This is a genomic window from Vibrio frigidus, assembly GCF_042465995.1.
Lineage (GTDB): Bacteria > Pseudomonadota > Gammaproteobacteria > Enterobacterales > Vibrionaceae > Vibrio.
Genome location: NZ_JBCDMC010000007.1, coordinates 36,536 through 62,372, shown reverse-complemented (window position 1 = coordinate 62,372; position 25,837 = coordinate 36,536). Strand labels below are relative to the sequence as shown.

The 25,837-nt window shown below is 42.5% G+C and carries 26 protein-coding genes; 5 read left to right on the top strand and 21 right to left on the bottom strand.

What is annotated here, in order from left to right:
* Positions 1-9: 9 nt before the first annotated feature.
* The 13 genes from pilW to trmJ all read right to left on the bottom strand — a co-directional run bounded on the left by pilW (position 10) and on the right by trmJ (position 10,791).
* The gene (gene pilW / locus AACW90_RS13065) at positions 10-741 is read right to left on the bottom strand and encodes a type IV pilus biogenesis/stability protein PilW (protein WP_390235105.1); all 732 of its coding nucleotides are present in this window, start codon (positions 739-741) and stop codon (positions 10-12) included.
* A gap of 58 nt (positions 742-799) precedes the next feature.
* Positions 800-1,918 carry a dual-specificity RNA methyltransferase RlmN gene (gene rlmN, locus AACW90_RS13060; RefSeq protein WP_275135684.1) on the bottom strand — a complete coding sequence of 373 codons (1,119 nt, stop codon included), beginning with the start codon at positions 1,916-1,918 and terminating at the stop codon, positions 800-802.
* Between the two features lie 269 nt (positions 1,919-2,187).
* Positions 2,188-2,619 carry a nucleoside-diphosphate kinase gene (gene ndk, locus AACW90_RS13055; protein ID WP_390235102.1) on the bottom strand — a complete coding sequence of 144 codons (432 nt, stop codon included), beginning with the start codon at positions 2,617-2,619 and terminating at the stop codon, positions 2,188-2,190.
* 182 nt (positions 2,620-2,801) lie between these two features.
* Positions 2,802-4,094, bottom strand: coding sequence for an aminopeptidase PepB (gene pepB / locus AACW90_RS13050; RefSeq protein WP_390235099.1), 1,293 nt, complete (start codon positions 4,092-4,094; stop codon positions 2,802-2,804).
* A gap of 162 nt (positions 4,095-4,256) precedes the next feature.
* Entirely contained in the window at positions 4,257-4,451 is a 195-nt protein-coding gene (gene iscX, locus AACW90_RS13045; protein WP_390235633.1) for a Fe-S cluster assembly protein IscX, read from the bottom strand.
* Between the two features lie 21 nt (positions 4,452-4,472).
* Positions 4,473-4,811: an ISC system 2Fe-2S type ferredoxin gene (fdx, locus tag AACW90_RS13040; protein ID WP_390235097.1), complete on the bottom strand. Its 339-nt coding sequence runs from the start codon at positions 4,809-4,811 to the stop codon at positions 4,473-4,475.
* A gap of 33 nt (positions 4,812-4,844) precedes the next feature.
* The gene (gene hscA, locus AACW90_RS13035) at positions 4,845-6,710 is read right to left on the bottom strand and encodes a Fe-S protein assembly chaperone HscA (protein ID WP_390235095.1); all 1,866 of its coding nucleotides are present in this window, start codon (positions 6,708-6,710) and stop codon (positions 4,845-4,847) included.
* Between the two features lie 97 nt (positions 6,711-6,807).
* A complete protein-coding gene (gene hscB / locus AACW90_RS13030) occupies positions 6,808-7,311 on the bottom strand; it encodes a co-chaperone HscB (protein ID WP_390235092.1) in 504 nt (167 codons plus the stop codon).
* 47 nt (positions 7,312-7,358) lie between these two features.
* Positions 7,359-7,682 carry an iron-sulfur cluster assembly protein IscA gene (gene iscA / locus AACW90_RS13025; RefSeq protein ID WP_195702344.1) on the bottom strand — a complete coding sequence of 108 codons (324 nt, stop codon included), beginning with the start codon at positions 7,680-7,682 and terminating at the stop codon, positions 7,359-7,361.
* A 103-nt stretch (positions 7,683-7,785) separates the two neighbouring features.
* Positions 7,786-8,166: a Fe-S cluster assembly scaffold IscU gene (iscU, locus tag AACW90_RS13020; RefSeq protein WP_195702343.1), complete on the bottom strand. Its 381-nt coding sequence runs from the start codon at positions 8,164-8,166 to the stop codon at positions 7,786-7,788.
* A 33-nt stretch (positions 8,167-8,199) separates the two neighbouring features.
* Entirely contained in the window at positions 8,200-9,414 is a 1,215-nt protein-coding gene (locus AACW90_RS13015) for an IscS subfamily cysteine desulfurase (protein ID WP_195702342.1), read from the bottom strand.
* A 27-nt stretch (positions 9,415-9,441) separates the two neighbouring features.
* Positions 9,442-9,951 carry a Fe-S cluster assembly transcriptional regulator IscR gene (gene iscR, locus AACW90_RS13010; protein ID WP_195702341.1) on the bottom strand — a complete coding sequence of 170 codons (510 nt, stop codon included), beginning with the start codon at positions 9,949-9,951 and terminating at the stop codon, positions 9,442-9,444.
* A 111-nt stretch (positions 9,952-10,062) separates the two neighbouring features.
* Positions 10,063-10,791, bottom strand: a complete 729-nt coding sequence (gene trmJ / locus AACW90_RS13005; protein WP_390235087.1) for a tRNA (cytosine(32)/uridine(32)-2'-O)-methyltransferase TrmJ — start codon at positions 10,789-10,791, stop codon at positions 10,063-10,065.
* A gap of 272 nt (positions 10,792-11,063) precedes the next feature.
* Here trmJ and suhB point away from each other — a divergent pair, with 272 nt between their 5' ends.
* The 3 genes from suhB to AACW90_RS12990 all read left to right on the top strand — a co-directional run bounded on the left by suhB (position 11,064) and on the right by AACW90_RS12990 (position 13,449).
* The gene (gene suhB, locus AACW90_RS13000) at positions 11,064-11,867 is read left to right on the top strand and encodes an inositol-1-monophosphatase (RefSeq protein WP_390235085.1); all 804 of its coding nucleotides are present in this window, start codon (positions 11,064-11,066) and stop codon (positions 11,865-11,867) included.
* An 80-nt stretch (positions 11,868-11,947) separates the two neighbouring features.
* Positions 11,948-12,649: a glutathione S-transferase family protein gene (locus AACW90_RS12995; RefSeq protein ID WP_390235083.1), complete on the top strand. Its 702-nt coding sequence runs from the start codon at positions 11,948-11,950 to the stop codon at positions 12,647-12,649.
* A 32-nt stretch (positions 12,650-12,681) separates the two neighbouring features.
* Positions 12,682-13,449, top strand: coding sequence for an N-acetyltransferase (locus tag AACW90_RS12990; protein ID WP_390235080.1), 768 nt, complete (start codon positions 12,682-12,684; stop codon positions 13,447-13,449).
* Here the strand turns inward: AACW90_RS12990 and AACW90_RS12985 are convergent.
* The 6 genes from AACW90_RS12985 to queA form a co-directional block, all read right to left on the bottom strand.
* Entirely contained in the window at positions 13,427-14,104 is a 678-nt protein-coding gene (locus AACW90_RS12985) for a helix-turn-helix transcriptional regulator (RefSeq protein WP_390235078.1), read from the bottom strand. The two genes, AACW90_RS12990 and AACW90_RS12985, sit on opposite strands and share 23 nt — an antisense overlap.
* Positions 14,105-14,270: 166 nt before the next feature.
* Complete coding sequence (gene secF / locus AACW90_RS12980; RefSeq protein WP_390235075.1) at positions 14,271-15,218, bottom strand: protein translocase subunit SecF; 948 nt, start codon at positions 15,216-15,218, stop codon at positions 14,271-14,273.
* A gap of 9 nt (positions 15,219-15,227) precedes the next feature.
* Positions 15,228-17,084 (bottom strand): protein translocase subunit SecD, encoded by a 1,857-nt coding sequence (gene secD / locus AACW90_RS12975; RefSeq protein WP_275135674.1) that lies wholly within the window; start codon positions 17,082-17,084, stop codon positions 15,228-15,230.
* A gap of 21 nt (positions 17,085-17,105) precedes the next feature.
* Positions 17,106-17,441, bottom strand: coding sequence for a preprotein translocase subunit YajC (yajC, locus tag AACW90_RS12970; RefSeq protein WP_195702334.1), 336 nt, complete (start codon positions 17,439-17,441; stop codon positions 17,106-17,108).
* A gap of 165 nt (positions 17,442-17,606) precedes the next feature.
* Entirely contained in the window at positions 17,607-18,731 is a 1,125-nt protein-coding gene (gene tgt / locus AACW90_RS12965; protein WP_390235073.1) for a tRNA guanosine(34) transglycosylase Tgt, read from the bottom strand.
* 78 nt (positions 18,732-18,809) lie between these two features.
* On the bottom strand, positions 18,810-19,859 hold the full coding sequence (gene queA / locus AACW90_RS12960; RefSeq protein WP_390235071.1) for a tRNA preQ1(34) S-adenosylmethionine ribosyltransferase-isomerase QueA: 1,050 nt from the start codon (positions 19,857-19,859) through the stop codon (positions 18,810-18,812).
* Positions 19,860-20,131: 272 nt separating this feature from the next.
* Between queA and AACW90_RS12955 the strand changes: the two genes are divergently transcribed.
* Positions 20,132-20,611 carry a CBS domain-containing protein gene (locus AACW90_RS12955; RefSeq protein WP_390235068.1) on the top strand — a complete coding sequence of 160 codons (480 nt, stop codon included), beginning with the start codon at positions 20,132-20,134 and terminating at the stop codon, positions 20,609-20,611.
* 210 nt (positions 20,612-20,821) lie between these two features.
* Here the strand turns inward: AACW90_RS12955 and AACW90_RS12950 are convergent, their stop codons facing one another.
* Together AACW90_RS12950 and AACW90_RS12945 are read right to left on the bottom strand one after the other, a co-directional pair.
* Positions 20,822-22,987: a malate synthase G gene (locus AACW90_RS12950; RefSeq protein ID WP_390235066.1), complete on the bottom strand. Its 2,166-nt coding sequence runs from the start codon at positions 22,985-22,987 to the stop codon at positions 20,822-20,824.
* Between the two features lie 118 nt (positions 22,988-23,105).
* Complete coding sequence (locus AACW90_RS12945) at positions 23,106-24,062, bottom strand: LysR family transcriptional regulator (protein WP_390235064.1); 957 nt, start codon at positions 24,060-24,062, stop codon at positions 23,106-23,108.
* A 135-nt stretch (positions 24,063-24,197) separates the two neighbouring features.
* On the opposite strand from AACW90_RS12945, the gene AACW90_RS12940 reads away from it, so the two are divergent.
* Positions 24,198-25,796, top strand: coding sequence for an isocitrate lyase (locus AACW90_RS12940; RefSeq protein WP_390235062.1), 1,599 nt, complete (start codon positions 24,198-24,200; stop codon positions 25,794-25,796).
* Positions 25,797-25,837: the final 41 nt, after the last annotated feature.

The window sequence follows — 25,837 nt, the reverse complement described above, 5'->3', positions numbered from 1 at the left end:
TATGTATTTCTAATTTTTTGTAGAGCTCGGATATTTTACCTTAAGTATTTTAGCGTATTCATTTGCTAACGCTTTATTACCTGCTTTATTTTCTAACTCTATAAGCAGATGTAGACTACTCAATTGGTATCCAAACCTATCGTGAAATTTAATTAGTCTAACCCTTGCATCATTATAATCCCCATTCTCTGACTCCAATTTAGACAATTGAAGCAGTGAGAAATAACGGTGTGGGTCATAATCCAAAGAACGCGTAAAATAATGCTCTGCTTTTGCTCTGTTACCACTCTTTAATGAGCATATCGCTGCATTTTCTAAACTATCAACCACTTGATAGTTTGAAGGCTGCTTAATTGCACGGGTAAAAAACTCGTCGGCTTTTTCATATTGACCAAGTCGACATAAGAATGCACCGTAATTATTAAGCACTTCGCTGTTCTTTGGAGACTCCCGCAATGCTTTTATATACGTTTGTTCGGCAAGTATTTTCTCGCCAACTAACTGATAATAATAAGCTATTGAATTCAATGTTCGGTAGTAATTTGGTGCGTATCTTATAGCTAATTCAAGGTTCTCTCTTGCTTTTAGTCTATTTCCATCAGCAAGATAGCCTAAACCAAGCTCTATTCTTGCATCTGCCGCTTCAATATCACTATTTCTACCACTCATATCTTGCTCAGTAACTGTAACACAACCCGTCACTATGCATGCAAGAAATGTTGTTACAACCCATCTAACCATTGAATCAAAGCCTTAAATAAGCGCACGGGTCACACCCGATTCAATGATTGCAATCTTATCAGATTGATTTTACCGGAATTGGTTCCCCAAGCTGGTTCTGTTTTGTTCGTTTTGTTCTATCGATCACATCACCAACTAACTGACCACACGCTGCATCGATATCATCACCGCGTGTTTTACGTACTGTTACCGTATGTTCGTACTCCATTAGTGTTTTCTGGAAACGATCTATACGAGAGTTACTTGGCTTTTTGTATGGTGAACCAGGATAAGGATTAAATGGAATTAAATTGATCTTACAAGGTGTACCTTTCATTACTTCTGCGAGTTGTCTTGCATGTTGCATGTCGTCATTTACATGATCCAACAAAACATATTCGATCGTAACCTTGCCACGGTTGGCGTTCGACGAGTCAACATATCGATGAATGGAAGCAAGTAAATCCTGAATGCTCCAGCGATCATTGATCGGCATAATCTGGCTACGAAGTTCATCTGTCGGAGCATGTAATGACACGGCCAAAGCCACATCGATAACACCTGTCATCTGATCCAAACCAGATACCACACCCGATGTAGATACGGTCACGCGACGTTTAGATAGTCCGAAACCTAAGTCATCGAGCATAATTTCTAATGCTGGTATCAAGTTTTTCATGTTCAGAAGTGGCTCACCCATCCCCATCATTACCACATTGGTAATTGGACGTCGGCCAGTATCCTTTTGTAATCCTATTTCTTTCGCCGCTCTCCATACCTGACCAATAATTTCAGATACCCTTAGATTACGGTTAAAACCTTGTTGACCCGTCGAGCAAAACGTACATTCAAGGGCGCATCCAACTTGAGAAGATACGCACAATGTCGCGCGTTCATCATCTGGGATATAGACCGTTTCGACATCTTGATCACCAACACGCATAGCCCATTTAATAGTGCCATCAGACGAATGCTGAGCATCGGATACAAGGGGAGCGCGGATCTCAGCGACACGCAGTAATTTTTCGCGTAGCTTTTTATTGATATTCGTCATTTGTTCGAAGTCATCTACGCCAAACTGGTAGATCCATTTCATCACCTGCTCTGCTCGGAAGGCTTTCTCACCTAATTCTTCAATAAAAAAATGGCGAAGTCCTTTACGATCAAAATCCATTAAATTGACTTTTGCAGTAGTCATGTGACCTCTCGACGACAGTTGTTTTTCAAAATACTAAATAACCTGATCGCATTGTGCGTATCATCAAGTTAATTATAAATAAGGGCGCGAATTGTACAGCGTTTAATCAGGTACAACAAGGGTTGAAACACACTTGGTAGGTAAGGGATTGATTACTTAGAATATAGAATCTTGAACGTCTTTTCCCCAAAATCTAGTCTGTTTTCCCAGATTCGAGAAGTGAACAAAGTAAACGCTCAAGATTCAATTAGCAACATTATCCGACGACACTATTCTACTCGGGGACAAATCTCTGATTCAGGGAAGAAAAACTCTATCTCGCGAGCTGCTGAGGCAGGGCTATCTGAACCGTGCACCGAGTTGAAACGCATGCTCAAGGCATAGTCATTACGGATCGTGCCACATGCGGCAGTCTCAGGGTTGGTTGTTCCCATAAGCTCTCGATAGCGTTCAATGGCATTTTCGCCTTCAAGCACCTGGACCATGACTGGACCTGATATCATGAACTCTTTTAGAGGAGGGAAGAACTCTTTACCTTCATGCTCTGCGTAAAAACCACTCGCTTGCGCATCCGTTAAGCGAAGCATTTTTGCTGCCACGACACGTAAACCCGCTTTCTCGATACGGTTATATATTTCACCAATAAGATTTCGCTTCACTGCGTCAGGCTTAACAATTGAGAATGTTCTTTCAAGGGCCATATAATTTCCTTTTTACTTTTATTACCTTCACTATTCTTATTACGAAATGTGTAAGGTTTATGCTGATTGACTTTACGACGTTTATTCGGTGGTTTTATACCCATTCTATTAGGTAACCATTTAGGTTAATTGTAGAGGTATAAACCACCTTATTATTTTAATTAATGACTTTATATTATCTTTTACTTTGATTGGTCAACAAGAAAGCGCGCTAATGTGCGGACACCCATACCGGTTGCACCAGCGGACCATTTATCACTGGCCGATTTACGATAAGTGCCTGCGCAATCAAAGTGTAACCATCCTTTTTTGTGGTCTTCTACAAAATAAGATAAGAAGGCGGCGGCGGTACTCGCACCGGGTGCGAAATCACCACTGCTGATATTAGACAAATCGGCAAAACTGGAAGGTAACATACCTCTGTGAAAGTCGGCTAATGGTAATGGCCACAGACCTTCTTTCTCTTCGTTTGCACTGGTTAATACTTTATGGGACAACTCATCATCAAAAGACAACAGTGCATGGAAATCGTTACCCAATGCGTTTTTAGCGGCGCCTGTTAACGTAGCACAGTCTATAATAAGCTCTGGGTTTTGCTCACTGGCAAAGATCAGGCCATCAGCCAAAACCAAACGCCCTTCCGCATCTGTGTTCATTATTTCGACAGTTTTGCCATTTTTATAGGTAATGATATCACCGAGTTTTAGTGCTCGACCTGACACCATATTTTCTGCACAACATAGGATAAGCTTAACGCGCTTATTCAAACCGCGAAGAATTGCCAACCCTAAACCACCAGTAATAGTACCAGCACCACCCATATCAGCCTTCATCGATGTCATGCCGTTAGAAGGTTTTAAACTATAACCACCAGAATCAAAAGTGATACCTTTACCGACTAGGCAAGCAAAGACAGGAGCATCTTTATCGCCCGTTGGGTTGTAATCTAGCTGAAGCATTGCCGATGTCCTTTCAGAACCACGACCCACAGCAAAAATCCCTGTCCAACCTTCTGACAACAAATCTTTATCTTTGACAATACGGTAAGTAACGTTTTCTGGAGAGAGCGATTTTATGAACTCACCCGCCATAGAAGCAAGCTGCCTTGGCGCTACCTCTTCTGCTGGTTTATTGATTATATCGCGAACCCAATCAGTGGTTTTTATTCTTGCTTCTAACTCTTTTTGATCGGCATCATCTAATGCAGTCCAATCCACATTACCTTTGTTTTTTGGAGAACGGAATCCTTGTAAAAAAGTCCAAACTTCCTCTAGTCCCCAGCCATCTCCGACTAATTGGATTGACTTAATTCCATTGCCTTCAAGTTTTCTTGCCGCTTTTTGAATAACACCCGTATCGTGTGAACCATTTGTATGTATCTGCGCGCCATTTTCGTTAAATGAAATAACCGCTTTTTCGCCCCATTGGGCATCCGCTTGATCTTTTGATATCTGTACTTGCATCTGTGTAGACATAATTTCTCCTAGCTCTATATGCAGCTCTTTTTTTATAACTGCGTCTTTTTTCGGCGATCGTAATTACCGTCTAAGTTGTCACTATTACAAACGAAATAGAAGGGCTATGCCCTTCTATTTTTTAAATTAATTACTTTTTACTCTTCAACATTAATCTTACGATTAATCCATTTCATCCATCCAGCAGAGAATGATGGCTTCTAATATTTTCTCATTAGAACGTTGAGGATCGTCATCAAACCCTTCCAGTTCTGTGATCCATTTATGTAAATCAGTAAACCGTACCGTTTTAGGATCAGTATCTGGATACAAATCACACAATTCAATCGCAATATCTAGAGAATCAATCCATTTCATCATTTGCTCCCTTTCGTAAACTTAGTGGTCTTCTGATGCGTGGTTAACCGTATACTTTGGTATTTCAACCACGAGATCTTCATCCGCGACGATAGCTTGACAACCTAAGCGGGATTCAGGCTCAAGCCCCCACGCTTTGTCTAACATATCATCTTCTATTTCATCACTCTCATTGAGAGAATCAAACCCTTCACGAACGACGATATGGCACGTTGTACATGAGCATGATTTCTCACACGCATGCTCAATTCCAATACCATTTTTTAACGCTACATCAAGAACTGTTTCACCTGATTTTGCTTCCAACACTGCACCTTCAGGGCAAAGATCTTCATGGGGTAATACAACTATTTTGGGCATATTCTCTTCCTACTCTTAAATCAGTACAACAAACTAAATATCATCAACAGATTGACCCGAAAGTGCACGACGAATCGAAATATCCATTCGACGAGACGCAAATTCTTGGCTCGCTTTGTCCGTTTCTTTAATACCTTGCTCTATTGCATCTGCATTATTGCCATTTCGAAGCGCAATCAATGCTTCGATGGCTTTTATAAGTTCTTTACTTTCGTCATCCGTAAGCAATGCATCACCATCGGCTTTCATCGCGGCGACTAATCCTTCGATTACTCTGTCAGCTTCAACTTTTTGCTCTGATAATGCTCTCGCTTCCATATCATCTCGAGCATGCGTCATCGAGTCTCTTAGCATGTTAGCTATTTCATCATCGCTGAGTCCGTACGAAGGCTTAACCTGAATCTCGGCTTGAACCCCTGTACTTTTTTCCATCGCGGTAACAGACAACAACCCATCCGCATCAACCTGATAGGTCACACGTATATGAGCGGCACCAGCCGCCATTGGAGGAATACCTTTAAGAGAAAACTTAGCGAGGGAACGACAGTCGTCAATTAGCTCTCGTTCACCTTGTGTGACGTGCACAATCATCCCTGTTTGCCCGTCTTTAAAGGTTGTGAACTCTTGTGCTTTAGCGACAGGTATTGTGGTATTACGTGGAATGATTTTTTCGACCAGTCCACCCATGGTTTCAATGCCCAATGAAAGCGGGATAACATCTAGCAATAGCATTTCAGAGTCAGGCTTGTTGCCAACCAATATATCGGCCTGAATCGCGGCACCAATAGCGACCACTTCATCTGGATTTATTGTGGTAAGTGGCGTGCGACCAAAGAAGTCTCCGACCATCTCGCGTACAAGAAGAATACGAGTTGACCCTCCAACCATAACGACTTCTAACACCTCTTCACTCTCCACATCGGCATCTTTCAATACACGGCGACAAGAAAGCAGTGTTTTCTTAATGAGGGGTTGTATCAGGCTTTCAAATTCGTCACGTGTTAACACACACGTCTCATTGAAAAGAGAGACTTCGGCGGACGGCTCTTTTGATAGGGCAATTTTCGCTTCTGTCGCCGCATCCAATAATGCTCTGTTTTGTTGCGCAGATAATGGGGACGCTAACCCGAGCTGTTTCTGGAAATAATTCGCGATCAAATGGTCGAAATCATCACCACCTAACGCAGAGTCACCACCAGTAGCAAGTACTTCAAATATGCCTTTAGAAAGACGCAAAATGGAGATATCAAATGTACCGCCACCTAAGTCGTAAACCGCGATAACGCCTTCCTTTCCCGAGTCTAGTCCATACGCGATAGCCGCTGCGGTAGGTTCATTGAGTAACCTGAGCACCTTCATTCCTGCTAATGTTGCCGCGTCTTTTGTACCGGCTCGCTGCGCATCATCAAAATAAGCGGGAACCGTAATGACAACACCTTCTAACTCTCCGCCTAATGTATTTTCAGCTCGCTCGTTTAACGCTTTTAGGATATCAGCCGACACTTCGATAGGATTTTTAACACCGGCTTTGGTTTGCAGTAATGGCAAACCATTGTCACTTTCAAGGAAATCATATGGCAACAATGGATAACGTGTTTGGATATCAGCCAATGATCGACCAATAAGTCGTTTCACGGAGATGATGGTATTACTGGGGTCTGTTTGAGCGTAACTTCTCGCTTCAGCGCCAACTTGATGGCCTTGGTCTTGGTGTTTTTTATTTTGATAGTAGACAACTGAAGGTAGAATATGGTTTCCGTTTTCATCCGGTAAAGGTGAAGCGGTACCGCTTCGTACAGAGGCAACAAGTGAGTTTGTCGTGCCTAAATCAATACCGACAGCAAGTTTACTTTCATGTGGCGCTGGGCTTTGTCCAGGTTCAGCAATTTGCAATAACATTGAGCGTCCTTATTTGAGCCGCGAATATCTTATTCAACATGCTCAATTTTATTCTTAATTTTTACAACAAAATTGAGTTTCGTATCTGACCTGTTGATTAACCAACGAGTTTGTCTTCAACGCGCTCAACTTCATTTTTAAGTTTTACAATAAATTTTAGTTTACGTACTCGATCGGTCGCTTGTTCCCAAAGGGATTCATCGAGTTCTTTTTTAACATCGAGTAGGATTTGTTTGTACATTTTGCTGACCTTGATGTCAAAGTCAAACAGGTCATCTTCAGAAGCAATATTTTCTAACTCTTCGCGAAGCTCCATTTGCTCCATCAAAAACACCGGATCTTGCAATGTTTTTTGCTCGCCCTTAATATCAAAGCCGTTAAGCATCAGGATATATTCTGCACGAGTAATGGGTTGCTTTAATGCTTGATACGCGTCATTTATCTGCGCCGCTTTTTGCACTGACAGAAGACGATCTCTTTCTGAAGCCATTGCAAAATTATCGGGATGAAATTGACGCTGTAAGTCTCTAAACTTAGAAGAAAGAAGGCTACCATCCAATTCATATTGGATAGGTAGCCCGAATAGTTCAAAATGAGTCATTAAGATAAGTTCCAGTTTGCTAGAGAGATGAGAACTAGAAATAGCAGTTAAACGGTAAAGCTTTCACCACAACCACACTCATCTTTTACGTTCGGATTATTAAACTGAAAGCCTTCATTTAAGCCTTCTTTCACAAAATCTAGTTCAGTACCATCAAGGTAAACCAAGCTTTTTGGATCAATGATAATCTTAACCGTGTTCGTCTCGAACACTTCATCTTCTTCGTTTAACTGGTCAACAAACTCCAACACATACGCCATTCCTGAGCACCCCGTGGTTTTCACCCCAAGACGCAATCCAATACCTGAACCTCGGTTATCAAGAAATGTTTGTACTCGGCTTGCTGCCGCTTCAGTCATCGAGATGGCCATACTTAAACCTTAGAATTTCGTTCTTGTACTAGGGAGGAAAACCCTCCCTTATTTCCAGTTAATGCTAATAATTAGCTAACGGCGCTACCGTTAGCAATCGCTATTATTGATGCTTTTTTTTGTAGTCGGATACTGCTGCTTTGATCGCATCTTCAGCAAGAATAGAACAATGCACTTTTACGGGTGGAAGTTCCAGTTCCTCTGCAATTTCTGAGTTCTGGATCGCTGCGGCTTCATCAATACTTTTGCCTTTGACCCACTCTGTAACTAATGAGCTAGAAGCAATAGCGGAACCACAACCATAGGTTTTGAATTTCGCATCTTCGATAATACCTTCTGGTGACACTTTAATCTGTAGCTTCATCACGTCGCCACAAGCTGGTGCACCTACCATGCCACTACCTACGCTTGGATCTTCTTTATCAAAAGACCCTACATTGCGTGGGTTTTCATAATGGTCGATTACTTTTTCACTATAAGCCATAATTTTTTCCTCGAATCCTCTATTTCATTAAGATCAATGATGGGCCCACTCTACCGAGCTCAAATCAACCCCTTCTTTATACATATCCCATAGAGGAGACATGTCTCGTAACTTGCTTACGGCAACACGAATTTGTTGAACCGCGTAATCAATTTCTTCTTCTGTCGTAAAACGACCAAAAGAGAATCGTACCGAGCTGTGTGCCAGTTCGTCGTCAAGACCAAGAGCACGTAAAACATAAGATGGCTCTAGACTCGCTGATGTACAAGCAGAGCCTGAAGATACCGCAAGGTCTTTCAGTGCCATCAATAAAGACTCACCTTCAACAAAAGCAAAGCTGATATTTAAATTATTTGGTAAGCGTTGCTCAAGGTCACCGTTAATCGTCAATGCTTCCATGCCTTCAAGGCCCGCAAGCATTCTTTCACGCATCGCTAATCCATGGTCGAAATCTTGTTGCATTTCTTCTTTAGCGATACGGAACGCTTCACCCATACCAACAATTTGATGAGTAGCTAAAGTACCAGAACGGAATCCGCGTTCATGACCACCACCGTGCATTTGTGCCTCTAAACGGATACGGGGCTTGCGACGAACATATAACGCGCCAATCCCTTTTGGTCCGTAAACTTTATGAGCAGAGAAAGAGATAAGGTCTACTTTCATCTCTTGCACATCAATAGGTAATTTACCCGCAGACTGAGCAGCATCTACGTGGAATATAATTTTTCGTTCACGGCATAACTCGCCGATAGAGCTGATGTCTTGGATGACACCAATTTCATTGTTTACATGCATGAACGAGACCAAAACTGTGTCTTCACGCAATGCGTCTTGTAATTTATTCAGGTCGATAAGACCGTTTGTTTCCGGCGTAAGGTACGTTACTTCAAATCCTTCACGCTCCAACTGACGACAAGGGTCTAGAACCGCTTTATGCTCCGTTTTACAGGTAATAATATGCTTACCTTTTTTACCGTAAAAATGTGCAGCACCTTTAATGGCAAGGTTATCTGATTCTGTTGCGCCGGATGTGATAACTATCTCACGTGGATCCGCATTGATAAGATCGGCGATTTGCTCACGAGCGGTGTCTACCGCTTCTTCTGCCTGCCAGCCATAACGATGTGAACGCGATGCAGGGTTACCAAAATTACCGTCCATCGTCATACACTGAACCATTTTTTCTGCGACTCTTGGGTCAACAGGGCACGTAGCTGAATAATCAAAATAAATAGGCAGTTTCATTTTTTACTCCAGTGAAAAAAATTGCCGCTATGAGCGAACATTTGCACTGATGGGCTCGACAGTGCTTTTTGTTTTTTGTGTATACCCGTTATTAACCACCAGTTCAATTCCCTGGCGATCAGCGATCTCTAGTACTTCATTATCTGTCATAAGTTGACCAAGCGTGATGTTGTCTAAGAAATCACTTATTCGATCACTTAGATCCCGCCAGAGCGTATGAGTTAGACAGCGTGTGCCACCTTGGCAACCACTCTTTCCACCGCATTTTGTTGCGTCAACGGACTCATCAACGGCAGAAATAATAATGCCGATAGATATATCAAACGCTTGTCTACCTAAGCGGTAACCACCACCTGGGCCTCTTACGCTGGCCACCAAACCTGCCTTGCGCAGTTTTGAAAATAATTGCTCTAAATACGAGAGCGAAATACCTTGGCGCTCAGATATATCGGCTAGTGGCACTGGTCCCTCTTGGGAATTAAGTGCTACATCTAGCATTGCAGTTACTGCATATCTTCCTTTAGATGTAAGTCTCATATCACACTCTTTGCTATGTCTAATATAGTAAGAGTTTTTCATACCCGACTAAATTGGTCAAGTATTTATTTGACTAAATTAGTCAAGTATTTAACCTTTCAATAAAAAGGGTTATTCTTTGCTTGGTAACTGCTTCTCAACAGAGGTTAAAATTCCTCTTAAAATGTTGATTTCTTGAGACTCTGGTCGAGCGCGATTAAATAATCGTCTCAGTTTAGTCATCACCATATTGGGTTTGTCCTGAGCAATAAATTGGGTACTCGTTATCACTTTTTCAAGGTGTTCATAGAACATCTCTAGCTCTTTGTGACGTGGATACTCTTCTACACGCGTTGGGTAACCACTTTGTAAACGATTAAGATGGGCAACTCTCACTTCATAGGAGAGCGTCTGTACTGCCATAGCAAGGTTCAAAGAACTGTATTCTGGATTCGCTGGAATGCAAACATGATAGTGACAGGCCTGCAGCTCTTCATTTGTGAGCCCGGTGCGTTCGCGACCAAAAATCAGCGCAACAGGGTGATTTTCACCTTCAATAGCAAACTTTTCACCACACTCCCTTGGTTCAAGCATTGGCCATTCTAATGTGCGAGAACGTGCACTTGAACCAACAACCAATCCACAATCGGCTACCGCTTCTTCTAAACTATTGACTATAACTGCATTTTGAGCGATATCTGCCGCCCCTGCCGCTAATGCTCGAGTTTGGGCATCGACTTCACACTCCGGCTTGACCAAAACAAGTTGGCTTAGCCCCATGACTTTCATTGCCCGTGCAGCAGAACCAATATTACCGGGATGAGATGTCCCAATGAGTATTACTTTAACGTTATCTAACATGCTCAAAATTGCCCAATTTGAAAAACCGTAGAATGGTAGCACAGCTAGGGTTTCCGGGAAACTGAGAGTGCGACTGTTCGCTCAATATAAGCAGAAAATTATTGGTTAAATATTCCGCATACAAGCCAAATTAAAACCTAAACTGATATCCATCTATCGATACCCTTCTTCACCACCTTCCATAGTGCAAAAAATAACCACTTCCATTTTTTGATAGCTCTGCTATACTCGCGGCCGCTTTCTGTTCTTTAACATCTGTTGGGTATAAATTTATGCATCCTATGCTAAATATCGCTATTCGCGCTGCGCGAAAAGCTGGCAATCATATTGCCAAATCATTAGAAAACGCTGAAAAAATCGAAGCTACACTAAAAGGTAGTAATGACTACGTAACGAACGTAGACAAAGAAGCTGAAGTTATCATCATTGATATCATCAAAGCAGCCTATCCTGATCACTGCATCCTTGCAGAAGAAGTCGGCACAATCGAAGGCAAAGATAAAGGCGTGCAATGGATCATTGACCCACTAGATGGCACTACTAACTTTGTAAAAGGTTTCCCTCAATTCTCAGTTTCAATTGCAGTTCGTATGAACGGCAGAACTGAAGTTGCCTGTGTTTATGACCCAATGTTAAATGAGCTTTTCACCGCTCAACGTGGTTCTGGCGCACAGCTAAATAACTCACGTATTCGCGTAAAACAACTTAAAGATCTGGAAGGTACTGTTCTAGGAACAGGTTTCCCATTCAAGCAGAAACAACATTCTGAAGCTTATTTTAAAATCATGACATCACTATTTACTGAGTGTTCTGACTTTCGTCGTGCGGGCTCAGCAGCGCTTGATCTATGTTATGTAGCGGCTGGCCGTGTAGACGGTTTCTTTGAGCTTGGTCTTAAACCATGGGATATGGCTGCGGGTGAACTTATCGCTCGTGAAGCTGGCGCTATCCTAACTGACTTCGCCGGTGGTACAAATTACATGGAATCTGGTAACGTCGTTGCATCAAGTGCCCGCGGAACTAAGAATATTCTAAAGCATATCCGTGAAAACGGTAACAGTGCCATTCTAAAATAGAATCCAGAATTCAATCTATCCAGCCCTCATCGAAAGATGGGGGCTTTTTTTATGCTCAGATAATTACATAAGGAATGAATATGATTGTATTAAAACAAGCAGCCACTGAATTTGATGGTATCAATGCCAGCCCTTTCTGCGCCAAGCTAGAGCTGTTCATGCACTACTACCAAGTCCCTTTCACTAAGAAGCATGCGCTACCATTTCACGGTCCTTACAAAAAAATGCCTTATATTGAATTTCAAGGTGAAACGCTTGGTGATTCTGAATTGATCATTCAGAGGCTCATCTCAGAGTATGCCATCGAAACAGGATTAGATGAGAGACAGGTGAGCCAAGGAAGAGCGTGGCAAAGGTTATTAGAGGATCACTTGTACTGGGTAATGGTGTATTGTCGTTGGATGGTTGGTTCAAGCTGGGAACGTTTTGAACCCATCATTTTTGGGTCATTAAAATGGCCATTGAGACCCATGATCTCTAGGCGTTCAAGGGCTCAGGTAAAGAAAGATCTATATTCTCAAGGTATTGGCCGATTTACACTCGACGAAATATTACTTGAGGGTCAAAAAGATATCCAAGCTCTGAATGCGCATTTAACGTATCATTTATTTATTTGTGGCGAAAAATTAGGCTATTTTGACCTGTTTGCATATGCCATAATTAAGAATATTGATTCTCAGGATATGCCAACACAACTAACAGAGGTAGTCCGACAATATCCTCAATTATCCGATTATATTTCAAGGGTTGAGAGTGAGCTTCTACTAACAAGTCACCCTTAGTTTTTTAGTTCTTAATTAGAATGAGTAGTCATATGAATTACATTGCACTGTCTACATCTACTATTGGGTCTGAACACATTTGCTGCGCCTATTCTGATAAAAAATGCCGCGATAGTTATGAAGCGAAAAAATCTTGGCTATCAAAAGAGTTTGATAACGGGTATGTATTTAGGCGCCTAAATGAAAGAGCGAAAGTATTCATTGAGTATGGTCCTGCAGAAAGTGCGTGGTTACCCATTGAAGCACCCGGCTATTTAGCGCTTGGCTGCTTTTGGGTATCGGGTAAATATAAGAATCATGGCCATGGAAAACAGCTGTTAGCACAAGCCGTAGAGGACGCTAAGCAAGCAAACATGCGTGGGCTAGTCACTGTCGTTGGGAAAAAGAAAAATCATTTTATGAGTGACACTAAATGGTTACTTAATCAGGGCTTCATAGTCACTGATAAAACTGAAAGTGATTTTGTTTTACTCTCCCTTTCATTCGAACACAACGATGAAAAACCTAAATTTTCAGACTGCGTTAGAAAAAGCGACGTCGATGTTGAAGGGTGTGTTGTCTATTATTCAAACCGGTGTCCCTATTCCGAATACCATGTTACTCACTCTTTAGTTGAGAGCTGCCATAAACGTGAAATCGCACTTAAGGTAATTAAACTTGAGACCAAAGAGATGGCTCAGAGTTGTCCATCACCCGCCACTATTTTCAGCCTTTATTATAATGGTATGTTTATAACCACAGATATTAGTGCGTGTATGGATAGCCGTTTTGATAGATTTATTCCATCTGACAAAGAATAAAGGCATCCAAGCTTATTTCATTATTAATTGTGAATGCACGTGTTGTTAAGTATGCATTGTGTATTCTATCCAATCGAAAAACTCGAAAGTCTTCACGTATTTCACACCAACTTGCTAGCGTCCAACCATTCCCCCAAAAGGCCAATCCTAATGGGCGTATAGCGCGCTGAGTTTGTGTCTCTTTTGCATCACTATATTGGATATGAAGAACCATTTGCCTATCAATAGCCATTCTACAAATAGACATTATTTTTTTCTGTTGTTCATTAATAAGTTGTGAAGGGGTATGGAGAATTATCTGGTTGATGACATGTTTTTTATGCTGAGGAATCGCAGACTGTACTTTTTGTAATAGTGACTTTGCAGCGTCACTCAAGTATTCATCTGAACATGTCTGGACTAGTTTAGCACCGAGAGACAGAGCGAGCAGCTCTTCTTCAGTAAACATCAGGCGTGGCATATCGAAACTTTTATCGAGCCGGTATCCGACACCCGTTTCACTCACTATAGGTATACCAGACAAACAAAGATCATTGATATAACGATAGATAGTACGGATGGATACATTCATTCGTTCCGCTAAGTAAGAAGCTGTTGTCACTCGCCTGCTGCGTATAATTTCAACCATCTGAAATTGTTTTTCTATACGACTCAATGTTACACCGATAGTTTGTGTTTTTATTATGAAACTTAACCGATTCAACTTAAAGATTCAAAACAAAGCAAAAAATTTGTGATTACGTTTTGAAGATGCGATAAACAAAAACCGCAGCTTTCGCTACGGTTTTTGTTTAACTTAATAAGACACTCAACATTTTCTGTTATGGCATCTCGTCAAATTCTGCACCTTCTTTCTCAATTTGAGCAGGCATCAAGTGCTCACGCTGGATACCCAGTTTCAATGCTAGCGCCGAAGCCACGTAGATTGAAGAGTATGTACCAACCGTGATACCCAATAGAAGTGCTAGTGCAAAGCCATGAATCATTGCTCCGCCCTGTGTAAACAGTGCGATAACAACAAACAACGTGGTTGCAGATGTAATTAGAGTACGGCTCAGTGTTTGAGTAATCGAATTGTTCATTACTTCAATCGATTCGCCCTTACGCATCTTACGGAAGTTCTCACGTATTCGGTCAAATACAACAATCGTATCATTGAGCGAATAACCCACAACCGTCAACAAAGCAGCGACAATGGTTAGGTCAACTTCAATCTCTAGCAATGAGAAAATACCTAGCGTAATAATGACATCATGAGTCAGTGCTAACACCGCACCTGCTGCAAGTCGCCATTCAAAACGCATGGAAACATAAAGCAGAATACAAATAAGCGACGCAATAATGGCTAAACCACCCGCTTCGGTTAGCTCATCACCAACATTAGGCCCTACGAACTCGATACGGCGCATCTCTACTTGCTCACCAGTACCTAACTTAATCGTGTCTAGTATTTGATTACCAAGCATTTCACCCGTCATATCTTCACGAGGGCGAAGGCGTACCAAAACCTCACGTGCAGAACCAAAATTCTGAACCGTAGCATCACCGAAACCTTCAGCTTGTAACGCTCCGCGAATCTTTTCTAGATTAGCAGGTTGCTCAAAACCAACTTCGATTAATGTACCGCCCGTAAAATCTAGGCCCCAATTCAACCATTTCGTTGAAAGCGCACCGATTGATGTCGCGATCATTAAGATTGATAAAACAAATGCAACTTTCGACCAACGCATAAAGTCGATCATTTTGTCTGATTTCATTATCTGAAACATAACTTTTCCTTAGATCGACAATTTCTTAATGCGCTTGCCACCATACATAAGGTTCACGACAGCGCGCGTACCAATAATGGCAGTAAACATTGAGGTCAAGATACCGATAGAAAGCGTAACTGCGAAGCCTTTTATCGCGCCAGTACCTACTGCAAATAATATAATTGCAGTAATTAACGTCGTGATGTTCGCATCGGCAATCGTACTTAATGCATTTGAATAACCTTGATGAATCGCCTGTTGCGGATTACGTCCATCCCGTAGCTCTTCACGTATACGTTCAAAAATCAGTACGTTCGCATCCACCGCCATACCAACGGTCAATACGATACCGGCAATACCCGGTAGCGTCATCGTCGCGCCTGGTATCATCGACATTACACCAATAATCAAAATCAGGTTTGCATTCAATGCCATACAAGCGATTACGCCAAACGTACGGTAATACACCAGAGTAAATAGCATTACTGCGATCATACCCCAGATACACGCCTGAATACCCATATCTATGTTTTGCTGACCCATTGATGGTCCAATGGTACGCTCTTCAACGATAGAGATTGGTGCAATCAAAGCACCGGCACGAAGTAGCAACGCTAAGTTGTGTGCTTCTGCTTGTGAATCGATACCCGTAATGCGGAAATTACGACCAAGAGCGGTTTGAATCGTCGCTTGGTTAATAACTTCTTCGTGCTTAGACAAAATAACTTTGCCTTCAGCATTCTTGCGACCACTGTCTTTATACTCTGCAAATATGGTTGCCATCAGTTTGCCGACATTCTTTTTCGAGAATGCTGACATTTTGCTGCCACCTTCGCTATCCAGTGAGATATTAACTTGAGGACGACCATATTCATCATTACTTGAACTGGCGTCTGTAATACTCTCACCACCAAGAATAATGCGCTTTTTAAGCACCACTGGACGACCATCGCGATCGGTTTTAATCTCGCTACCCGCAGGTGCACGCCCACTGGCCGCTGCTGCTAAATCCGCTTTATCGTCTACTTCACGAAATTCAAGCGTTGCCGTTGCACCAAGAATTTCTTTGGCGCGTGCAGTATCTTGCACACCCGGTAATTCAACAACAATACGGCTAGCGCCTTGGCGTTGAACAATCGGCTCAGATACGCCAAGCTCATTGACACGATTACGAAGTATCGTGATATTTTGCTCAACGGCATAATTGCGAACTTCTGCTAAGCGTGTTTCTAAAAATGTGGCTGTAAGAGAGAAATTGCCATTCGATTCAGAATCAACAAAACTCATATCCGCATGCAGTGAAGAGAGAACTTGTTTTGCCTGAGCCAGTTGCTCTGCGTCACGAAGTACGACTTCTACCGCTTCTTTACCCTGCTTACGAATAGCACGATAACGAATTTTTTCTTCACGCAGTTCAGTACGGAAAGATTCCTCTTGCTGCTCGATTAATTTAACCATAGCCGCATCCATATCCACTTCCATTAGGAAGTGAACACCACCACGTAAATCCAAACCAAGTTTCATCGGTGTAGCACCGATAGAATCAAGCCAGTCAGGCGTAGCTGGAGCAAGGTTTAACGCAACAATAATATCTTCGCCTAGTGATTCGCTAACAAGATCGCGAGCACTAATTTGAGTATTTGTGTCGTTAAAACGAACAAGAATCGATCCATTCTCTAATACTATGGATTTATTTGATAAGCTCTTTTCATCAAGAGTTTTAGTGACAGCATCCAGCGTTGACATATCAACAGAGGCGCCACGCGCCCCTGTAATTTGAATAGCCGGATCTTCACCGTAGATATTTGGAAGGGCATATAGCGCACTGATAGCAATGGCAAACACGACCATCAGGTACTTCCACAAAGGATAACGGTTCAGCACAGTAAGGACCCTTTAGCTGAATTATAAAGACTTGAGCGTACCCTTTGGCAGCACTGCAGTAACGTAATCTTTCTTAATCGTTACTTCATTGTTGTCATTTAGGGCAATCACAAGATAATCATTGTCTTCAGAGATTTTGCTAATCTTGCCAGCAAGACCACCACTAGTAAGCACTTCATCACCCTTGCCCATCGCTGACATTAGGTTTTTATGCTCTTTTGCACGCTTAGATTGCGGGCGGTAAATCATGAAGTAAAAAATGGCTGCAAACATGCCGAGCATGATTATCATCTCGAAACCACCACCGGGTGCCGCGCCTTCAGCTGCTGCGTGAGCCTGAGAAATGAATAAACTCATTCAAAAACGTCCTCTATTTTAAGGTTTTAATTGCTATAAGAAATTGGGGAGTAGTTTCCTTATTTCAAGGTCTACTCCAAAATATTGAGCTATTGTCGTTCGATTTCTATGCGTTAGCGACCTTAATTGCATCCCTGACACATAATAATCGTCTAATCAGTGCTCTTATTTATTCAATGGCGGTACGTCTCGGTCTCGACGTGCGTAGAACTCTTCTACGAACTGTTCGAAACGCTCCTCGTCAATCGCCTTACGAATACTTGCCATCAATCGCTGATAATAACGCAAATTATGGATAGTGTTCAGTCTTGCACCTAATATTTCGTTACAACGATCAAGATGATGCAAATATGACTTCGAATAATTCTGACAAGTGTAACAGTCACATTCTGAATCTAGTGATCCTGTATCCGTTTTATGTTTCGCATTACGGATCTTGATCACACCACCAGTAACAAATAGATGGCCATTACGGGCATTTCGGGTTGGCATAACACAATCAAACATGTCGATACCGCGACGAACACCTTCAACCAAGTCTTCTGGCTTACCCACACCCATCAGGTAACGGGGCTTATCTTCCGGAAGTTGAGGGCATGTATGCTCAAGCACACGATGCATATCTTCTTTAGGCTCGCCAACAGCCAAACCACCCACCGCATAACCATCAAAACCAATCTCGGTTAAGCCTTTAACAGAAACATCACGCAGGTCTTCAAATACGCCACCTTGCACAATACCAAATAATGAATTCGGATTTTCCTGCTTGTCAAAATGATCACGGCTACGTTGCGCCCAACGAAGTGGCATCTCCATCGACTTTTTGGCTTCATCGTGGGTCGCTGGGTACGGTGTACACTCATCGAATATCATCACGATATCAGAGCCTAGGTCTTTTTGAATCTCCATAGACTTTTCCGCATCCATAAAGATTCTGTCGCCGTTCACAGGGTTACGAAAATGCACACCCTCTTCGGTTATCTTACGGATATCACCAAGGCTAAATACTTGGAAACCGCCTGAATCAGTAAGGATTGGACCATGCCAATTCATGAAATCATGTAGGTCACCATGCATTTTCATTACTTCCTGACCCGGACGTAACCAAAGATGGAAAGTGTTACCTAGTAAAATTTCTGCACCCGTACCTTTCACTTCTTCAGGTGTCATGCCTTTAACCGTACCATAAGTACCTACAGGCATAAACGCAGGTGTTTCAACTGTCCCACGTTCAAATTGAAGTTGACCACGACGGGCATTGCCCTGTTTTTTAATTAGTTCGTATTTCACGAAACCTCCGATGTGCCAGAGAAACAGTCTGACTTATGTGTCGCTCTCTAGCCGTAACGTTACTGCTAGAGATAAAAATTAGATTTTTTTATTGATAAACATCGCGTCGCCGTAGCTAAAGAAGCGATATTTTTCATTCACGGCATGCTCATAGGCTGCCATTACATTGTCATATCCTGAAAACGCACTCACTAACATGATCAATGTTGACTCAGGTAAGTGGAAATTAGTGATCAAACAATCAATCAACTGATATTGGTAACCAGGATAGATAAATATTTCTGTGTCGTCGAAAAAAGGAACCAATTCTGTCCCATTTTTGACGGCACTTTGTGCTGCGCTTTCTAAAGAACGAACCGACGTAGTACCCACCGCAATCACTCGGCCACCACGGACTTTCGTTGCATTAACGGCGTCAACGACTTGTTGAGAAACTTCGACATATTCTGCATGCATATGGTGATCGAGAATATTATCAACCTTTACAGGTTGGAATGTACCCGCACCAACATGCAATGTCACAAAAGCGAATTCAACACCTTTAGCTTGAATTTTTTCTAGAAGCTCATCATCAAAATGCAATCCGGCAGTTGGTGCAGCAACGGCTCCTGGGACTTCATTGTAAACCGTCTGATAGCGCTCTTTGTCTGCATCGTCGTCTGGACGATCAATATAAGGAGGAAGTGGCATATGACCCACTTCGTTTAATATCTCTAATACCGCTTTATCCGATGTAAATCGAATTTCAAACAACGCACCATGACGGGCAACCATCTCCGCTTTAAATTGGTCATTTTCACCAAGAAATAGCTCGGTTCCTGGTTTTGGCGATTTAGACGAGCGCACATGTGCCAAGATTGAATGCTCATCGAGCATACGTTCAACGAGTACTTCTATCTTCCCACCGCTAGCCTTGCGGCCAAAAAGTCGAGCGGGTATGACGCGTGTATTGTTAAAGACTAACAAATCGCCTTCTTCAACAAGATCGAGGACATCTTTAAATGTACGATCCGTTACCTCACCAGAAATGCCGTTAAGTTGAAGTAATCGGCTTGCTGTGCGCTCTGCCATAGGATAGCGAGCAATCAGTTCATTGGGCAGCTCAAAGCTGAAATCAGAAACTTGCATTGTGTTGTCTTTAACTCTATTTAACGAATAAATTTGCAGGAGCGTAGTATAGGGGGCATACCATTAATAGCAAGGCCTGCTAGCAATAAAGTGGACAAATACTCATCACGCATTCATCCCGCTTCTATCTCCTTAAAATATCATCCATTGTTGTTTTGTAAAAGTTTGTAACTGAGGCTAAGAATACTGCTTTGGCTCTCAGTTAAATCCTATAAACCCTCCTATAGTTAAGTTTATTCGTTCACTTTATAACGCCCCCTTTGGAGGTCGAGATGATCAAAATTGAAGACATGATGACTCGCAACCCTCACACGCTTTTGCGGTCCCATTCATTATCAGATGCAAAACATTTAATGGAAGAACACGATATTCGCCATATCCCTGTAGTGGATATCGAAAATAGGTTGCTTGGCGTTGTCACCCAAAGGGATGTATTAGCGGCACAAGAGTCTAGCTTACAAAAGATACCTGAAGATCAATCTCATACCTTGACTACCCCTTTGGATATCGCTATGCGTAGAAACGTAATGAGTGTTGATCCTCATGCTGGCTTAAAAGAAAGTGCGGTTTATATGCAAAAGCACAAAGTCGGTTGTTTACCGGTTGTTTTTAATCAGGAACTAGTCGGCATTATTACTGACAGTGATTTTGTAACCATTGCTATTCACCTTCTTGAACTACAAGAAGAGATAGAACCAAGTGACGATGAATTTACAGAATTAGAAACAGAAAAATATAACAACGAGTTTTGAGCTTGAGAAAGTAACAATAGACATCATTTCTTCAATAAAAATGCTGTCTATTGTTGTGTGGTTTTACACCTATCATTTAGTAAAAAAGAACCTTTTCACTGAAATGATAGGGAGTTCGAAGTGCTTGCCTTTGACCGTATGGTATGACCCCTTCAAAGAGGTGACCTCATTGAATAAAGTATGATGAGACCCATCTCTAAAATAGTGAAACTATCGCGCTTTAAGCTTTAAACGCATTGCGTGCAACACCGGTTCGGTATACCCGCTTGGCTGTGCACATCCTTCAAAGACAAGTTCGCACGCCGCTGAAAAGGCAATACTCCCATCAAAATTAGGCGACATATTAAGGTAATTGCCATCACCCGCGTTTTGCAGGTCAACGATACCCGCCATTCTCTTCATGGTTTCCATCACTTGTTCTTTGCTGCATATTCCATGATGCAGCCAATTTGCAATATGTTGGCTAGATATTCGCAATGTTGCGCGGTCTTCCATTAAGCCGACGTCATTGATATCCGGTACTTTAGAACACCCGACACCTTGGTCTATCCAGCGAACCACATAACCCAATATACCTTGGGTATTGTTATCCAACTCTTTTTGAATATCATCCGCGGTCAGCTTTTGATCCCCCAGTAGCGGAATCGTTAAAATGTCATCCACACTCGCTTGCGCACGATGCCGCAATTCCTCTTGGCGACTAGGCACATTCACCTGATGATAATGCAAGGCATGCAGTGTTGCAGCTGTTGGAGAAGGCACCCATGCTGTGTTCGCGCCCGCTTGAGGATGACCAATCTTGGCTCCCATCATTTTGGCCATATTATCTGGTTCTGGCCACATGCCCTTACCTATCTGAGCCTTACCCTTAAGACCGCACGCTAAACCTATATCCACATTTTGGTCTTCATAAGCCCCGATCCAAGTCATGGTTTTTAATTGAACTTTTGGCGCAAATGGTCCGGCTTCCATACTGGTATGTATTTCATCACCGGTTCGATCCAAAAAGCCAGTATTAATAAAGACCACACGCTCTTTCGCGGCACGGATACACTCTTTCAGGTTAACGGATGTACGACGTTCCTCGTCCATAATCCCAACCTTAATCGTATTGCGTTCTAAACCCAGAGCGTCTTCAATACGACCAAACAACTCTGTGGTAAACACCACTTCTTCGGGGCCATGCATCTTAGGTTTAACGATGTTGATACTGTTCGCTGTTGAGTTTTGAAATGGGCTATTGCCTTTTAAATCGTGCATGGCTATCAGTGAGGTGATCATGCCATCCATAATGCCCTCTGGTACCTCGTTACCTACAGAATCCAATATCGCAGGGCTTGTCATTAGGTGACCAACATTGCGTATAAACAGCATGCTGCGGCCTTTCAACGAGATCTCACCCCCGTGCATATTAGTGTAGTAGCGATCATCGCTCATTTTGCGTACGACAGCCTTACCATTTTTATCGAATGATTCTTGCAAATCGCCTTTCATTAGGCCCAGCCAGTTTTGATAGGCTAAGGCTTTATCTTCGCCATCAACCGCGGCGACAGAATCCTCGCAATCCATAATAGTGGTCAGAGCCGATTCAATAACAACGTCTTTTACGCTTGCTTTGTCTAACTTGCCAATAGGTGTTGTTGGATCGATTTGAATCTCTAGGTGCAGGTTATTGTGCTTGAGAAGGATAGCCGTCGGCGCAGTGCTTTCGCCCTGATAACCGATCAGCTGTGAGCTGTCCATTAACGTGACTTGCTCTCCGTTGCTCAAAGTGGCATTCAGCGTATTGCTAATCGTATAACGAATGGCATCATGATGTGACGCTCCATTTAAAGGGGTCGCACTATCTAAAAAATCTCGAGCGTATGTGACAACCTTAGCACCACGAACTGGGTTAAATTGCGTGCCTTTTTCAGCTCCGCTTTCTTCACTTATAACATCGGTACCGTAAAGTGCATCATACAGGCTTCCCCAACGAGAGTTAGCCGCGTTTAAAGCAAAACGCGCATTCATAATCGGCACAACGAGCTGAGGACCTGCTTGTGTAGAAATTTCTGGTTCAACGTTACTTGTCGACACTTGGAAATCTTCACCTTCTACAACGAGATAACCAATTTTTTGTAGAAAATGCTTATATTCAATTGGATCTAGCGCCTTATCTGAACGCGCTTTGTGCCACTCGTTAATACGACGTTGTAGATCTTCTCGCTTAGCCAGCAACGCTCTATTTTTAGGTGCAAGGTCATCAAGAATTGCTTCAAACGATTGCCAAAAATCATCGGCATTAAGATCGGTACCAGGAATAATGTGTTGATTTACTAATGCGTAGAGGGTGCTATCAATCTGTAAGCCGCCCTGTTGAATGCGATTGCTCATAATATCTCTCTAGTTTTACCGATTATAGTATGTATTTTATACTAGAGAGCAGATAATAATTTAGATAATTTATAGTTTTTATATTCAGTATTTTTTACATGAATATAGGTATGTCTGTTTATTGAGCAGTAATACCGCTTTCTAATTCACTGGCTACATCCTTAATAAGACGACGCATCCATTGATGACCGGGGTTACTTTGCAACAATGGACTCCATGCCATCTTTAGTTCAAACGGTGCAACAGGGAATGGAACTGGCTTGATCATCAGCTTAGGATTGTTCATCTGTAACTGGGCGGCTTTGGTTGGAATGGTTACAATCAGGTTTGTCTCTTCCGCTAGAAGAACAGCCGCTAAATAGTGCCGAGTAAATACCGTAATATTGCGCGTTTTCCCTAGCCGAACTAATTCAGCATCGACCCACCCTAACTTTTGAGAATCGCTAGGATTCACTCCTACTCCCGTCCCCATTCCTGTTTTGCTGATCCACACATGTTGCGCTTGAAGATAAACGTCTAAATCAAATTGTTTTGCTGCTGGACTATCACAACTGAATAGGCACGAGAAGGTGTCATGCCAGATATTGGTCTGATGAAACGATTGTGGAATATGGTCGAAACGGTTAATTACAATGTCTACTGTTCCCTGTTCCACATCTTGGTAGCTCACATCACTTGGTGTCATAATATCCAAACGAACTTTGGGCGCGACGGTACCTAATCGCTTCAATAGTGCTCGAATCAGAGTCGATTCAGTATAATCACTCGCCATAATACGAAACAACCGATCGCTATCCTCAGAGCAAAATTCGGCTGTCGGTTGCACCGCCTTTTCAACGTTCGCTAAAACATTCCTGATAATTGGCTGTAGCTTCTGAGCACGTTCCGTTGGCACCATTCCTTCGCTTGTTCGTATCAATAATGGGTCACCAAATAGGTCACGCAGACGTTTAAGTCCATTGCTCATTGCCGGTTGTGTGATACCAAGTTGACTTGCAGAGCGAGTAACATTTCGCTCTCGAAGCAGAACATCTAAATATACCAATAAGTTGAGATCGATTCTGGCTACATTCATATAATAAATACCGAATATAATAGCTATAAATTAGCTAAATCATCACATGAATGGTTAAACTTTGTCCATGCCTAACCGCTAGCAATCGACCAGTTTTTTGGTCTACATCTCAACTTCATGGAACGAGGAATACCTATGTCACAAATAAATAAAGACATTGACACAATCGGAGCTGCTAAAAATGCAGCTGGTGCCCCGTGGGATGCAATTAGTCCAGAATCTGCCGCTCGTATGCGTGCTCAAAACAAATTTAAAACAGGTTTAGATATCGCCCAATATACCGCAAATATTATGCGTGCTGATATGGCGGCTTATGATGATGACCACTCCAACTACACTCAGTCATTAGGTTGCTGGCACGGTTTTATCGGCCAACAAAAAATGATTTCTGTTAAGAAACATTTTGGTGGAAAGACAGATGGACGCTACCTTTACCTTTCCGGTTGGATGGTTGCTGCACTTCGTTCTGATTTTGGCCCTCTGCCAGACCAATCAATGCATGAAAAAACCTCGGTGGCTGGCCTAGTTGAAGAGCTGTACACATTTTTACGCCAAGCCGATGCGAGAGAGCTGGGCGGATTATTCCGCGCGTTAGACAATGCCCGTGAATCTGGTGATACGGCTGCGCAAGCGTCAATTCAAGATCAAATCGATAACCATGTTACCCACGTTGTTCCAATTATTGCCGATATTGATGCAGGATTTGGTAACGCTGAAGCCACGTATCTGATGGCTAAGCAGATGATCGAAGCCGGTGCTTGTTGCTTACAGATTGAAAACCAAGTAGCGGACGAAAAACAGTGCGGCCATCAGGATGGTAAAGTAACGGTTCCTCATGCCGACTTCCATGCAAAACTTCGCGCTCTTCGTTATGCATTCCTAGAGTTAGGTATCGATAACGGTATTATCGTTGCCCGTACTGACTCACAAGGTGCTGGTCTTACGAAAGAAATCGCAGTGGTTAAAGAACCCGGTGACCAAGGTGATGTCTATAACTCATATTTGGATGCTGAAGAGATCGATGTTTCAGAGATGGCTGAAGGCGATGTTTGCTTTAATCGTGACGGAAAACTGGTTCGCCCTAAGCGCCTTCCTTCCGGTTTATATCAGTTCCGTTCAGGAACCGGTGAAGACCGTTGTGTGTTTGATTGTATCGAAGCGATTAACGCAGGGGCTGATCTCTTGTGGATTGAAACAGAGAAGCCACATATTGGCCAGATTAAAGAGATGATGGATGGGGTTCGCGCGGTTCACCCGAATGCGAAGCTTGTTTATAACAACTCACCTTCATTCAACTGGACGCTTAATTTCCGTCAACAAACCTATGATGCCATGGTAGAAGCAGGTGAAGATGTCTCTTCTTATCACAGAGATAGCTTGATGAGTGTTGAATACGATGAAACGGAATTATCTATTCGTGCGGATGATAAAATTCGCTCTTTCCAAGCAGATGCATCTCGCGATGCAGGTATCTTCCACCATTTAATTACCCTGCCAACCTACCATACCGCAGCGTTGTCTACCGACAACCTAGCTAAAGAATACTTTGGTGACCAAGGAATGCTGGGCTACGTTAAAGGCGTACAACGTAAAGAGATTCGCCAAGGTATCGCCTGTGTTAAACACCAAAACATGTCAGGTTCTGATTTGGGTGATGATCACAAAGAGTACTTCGCCGGTGAAAATGCACTTAAAGCCGGTGGTGCTTTGAATACTTCTAACCAGTTTAACTAACCCCCTGCTAAGTCCGCCATCCCCTTATGGGTGGCGGTACT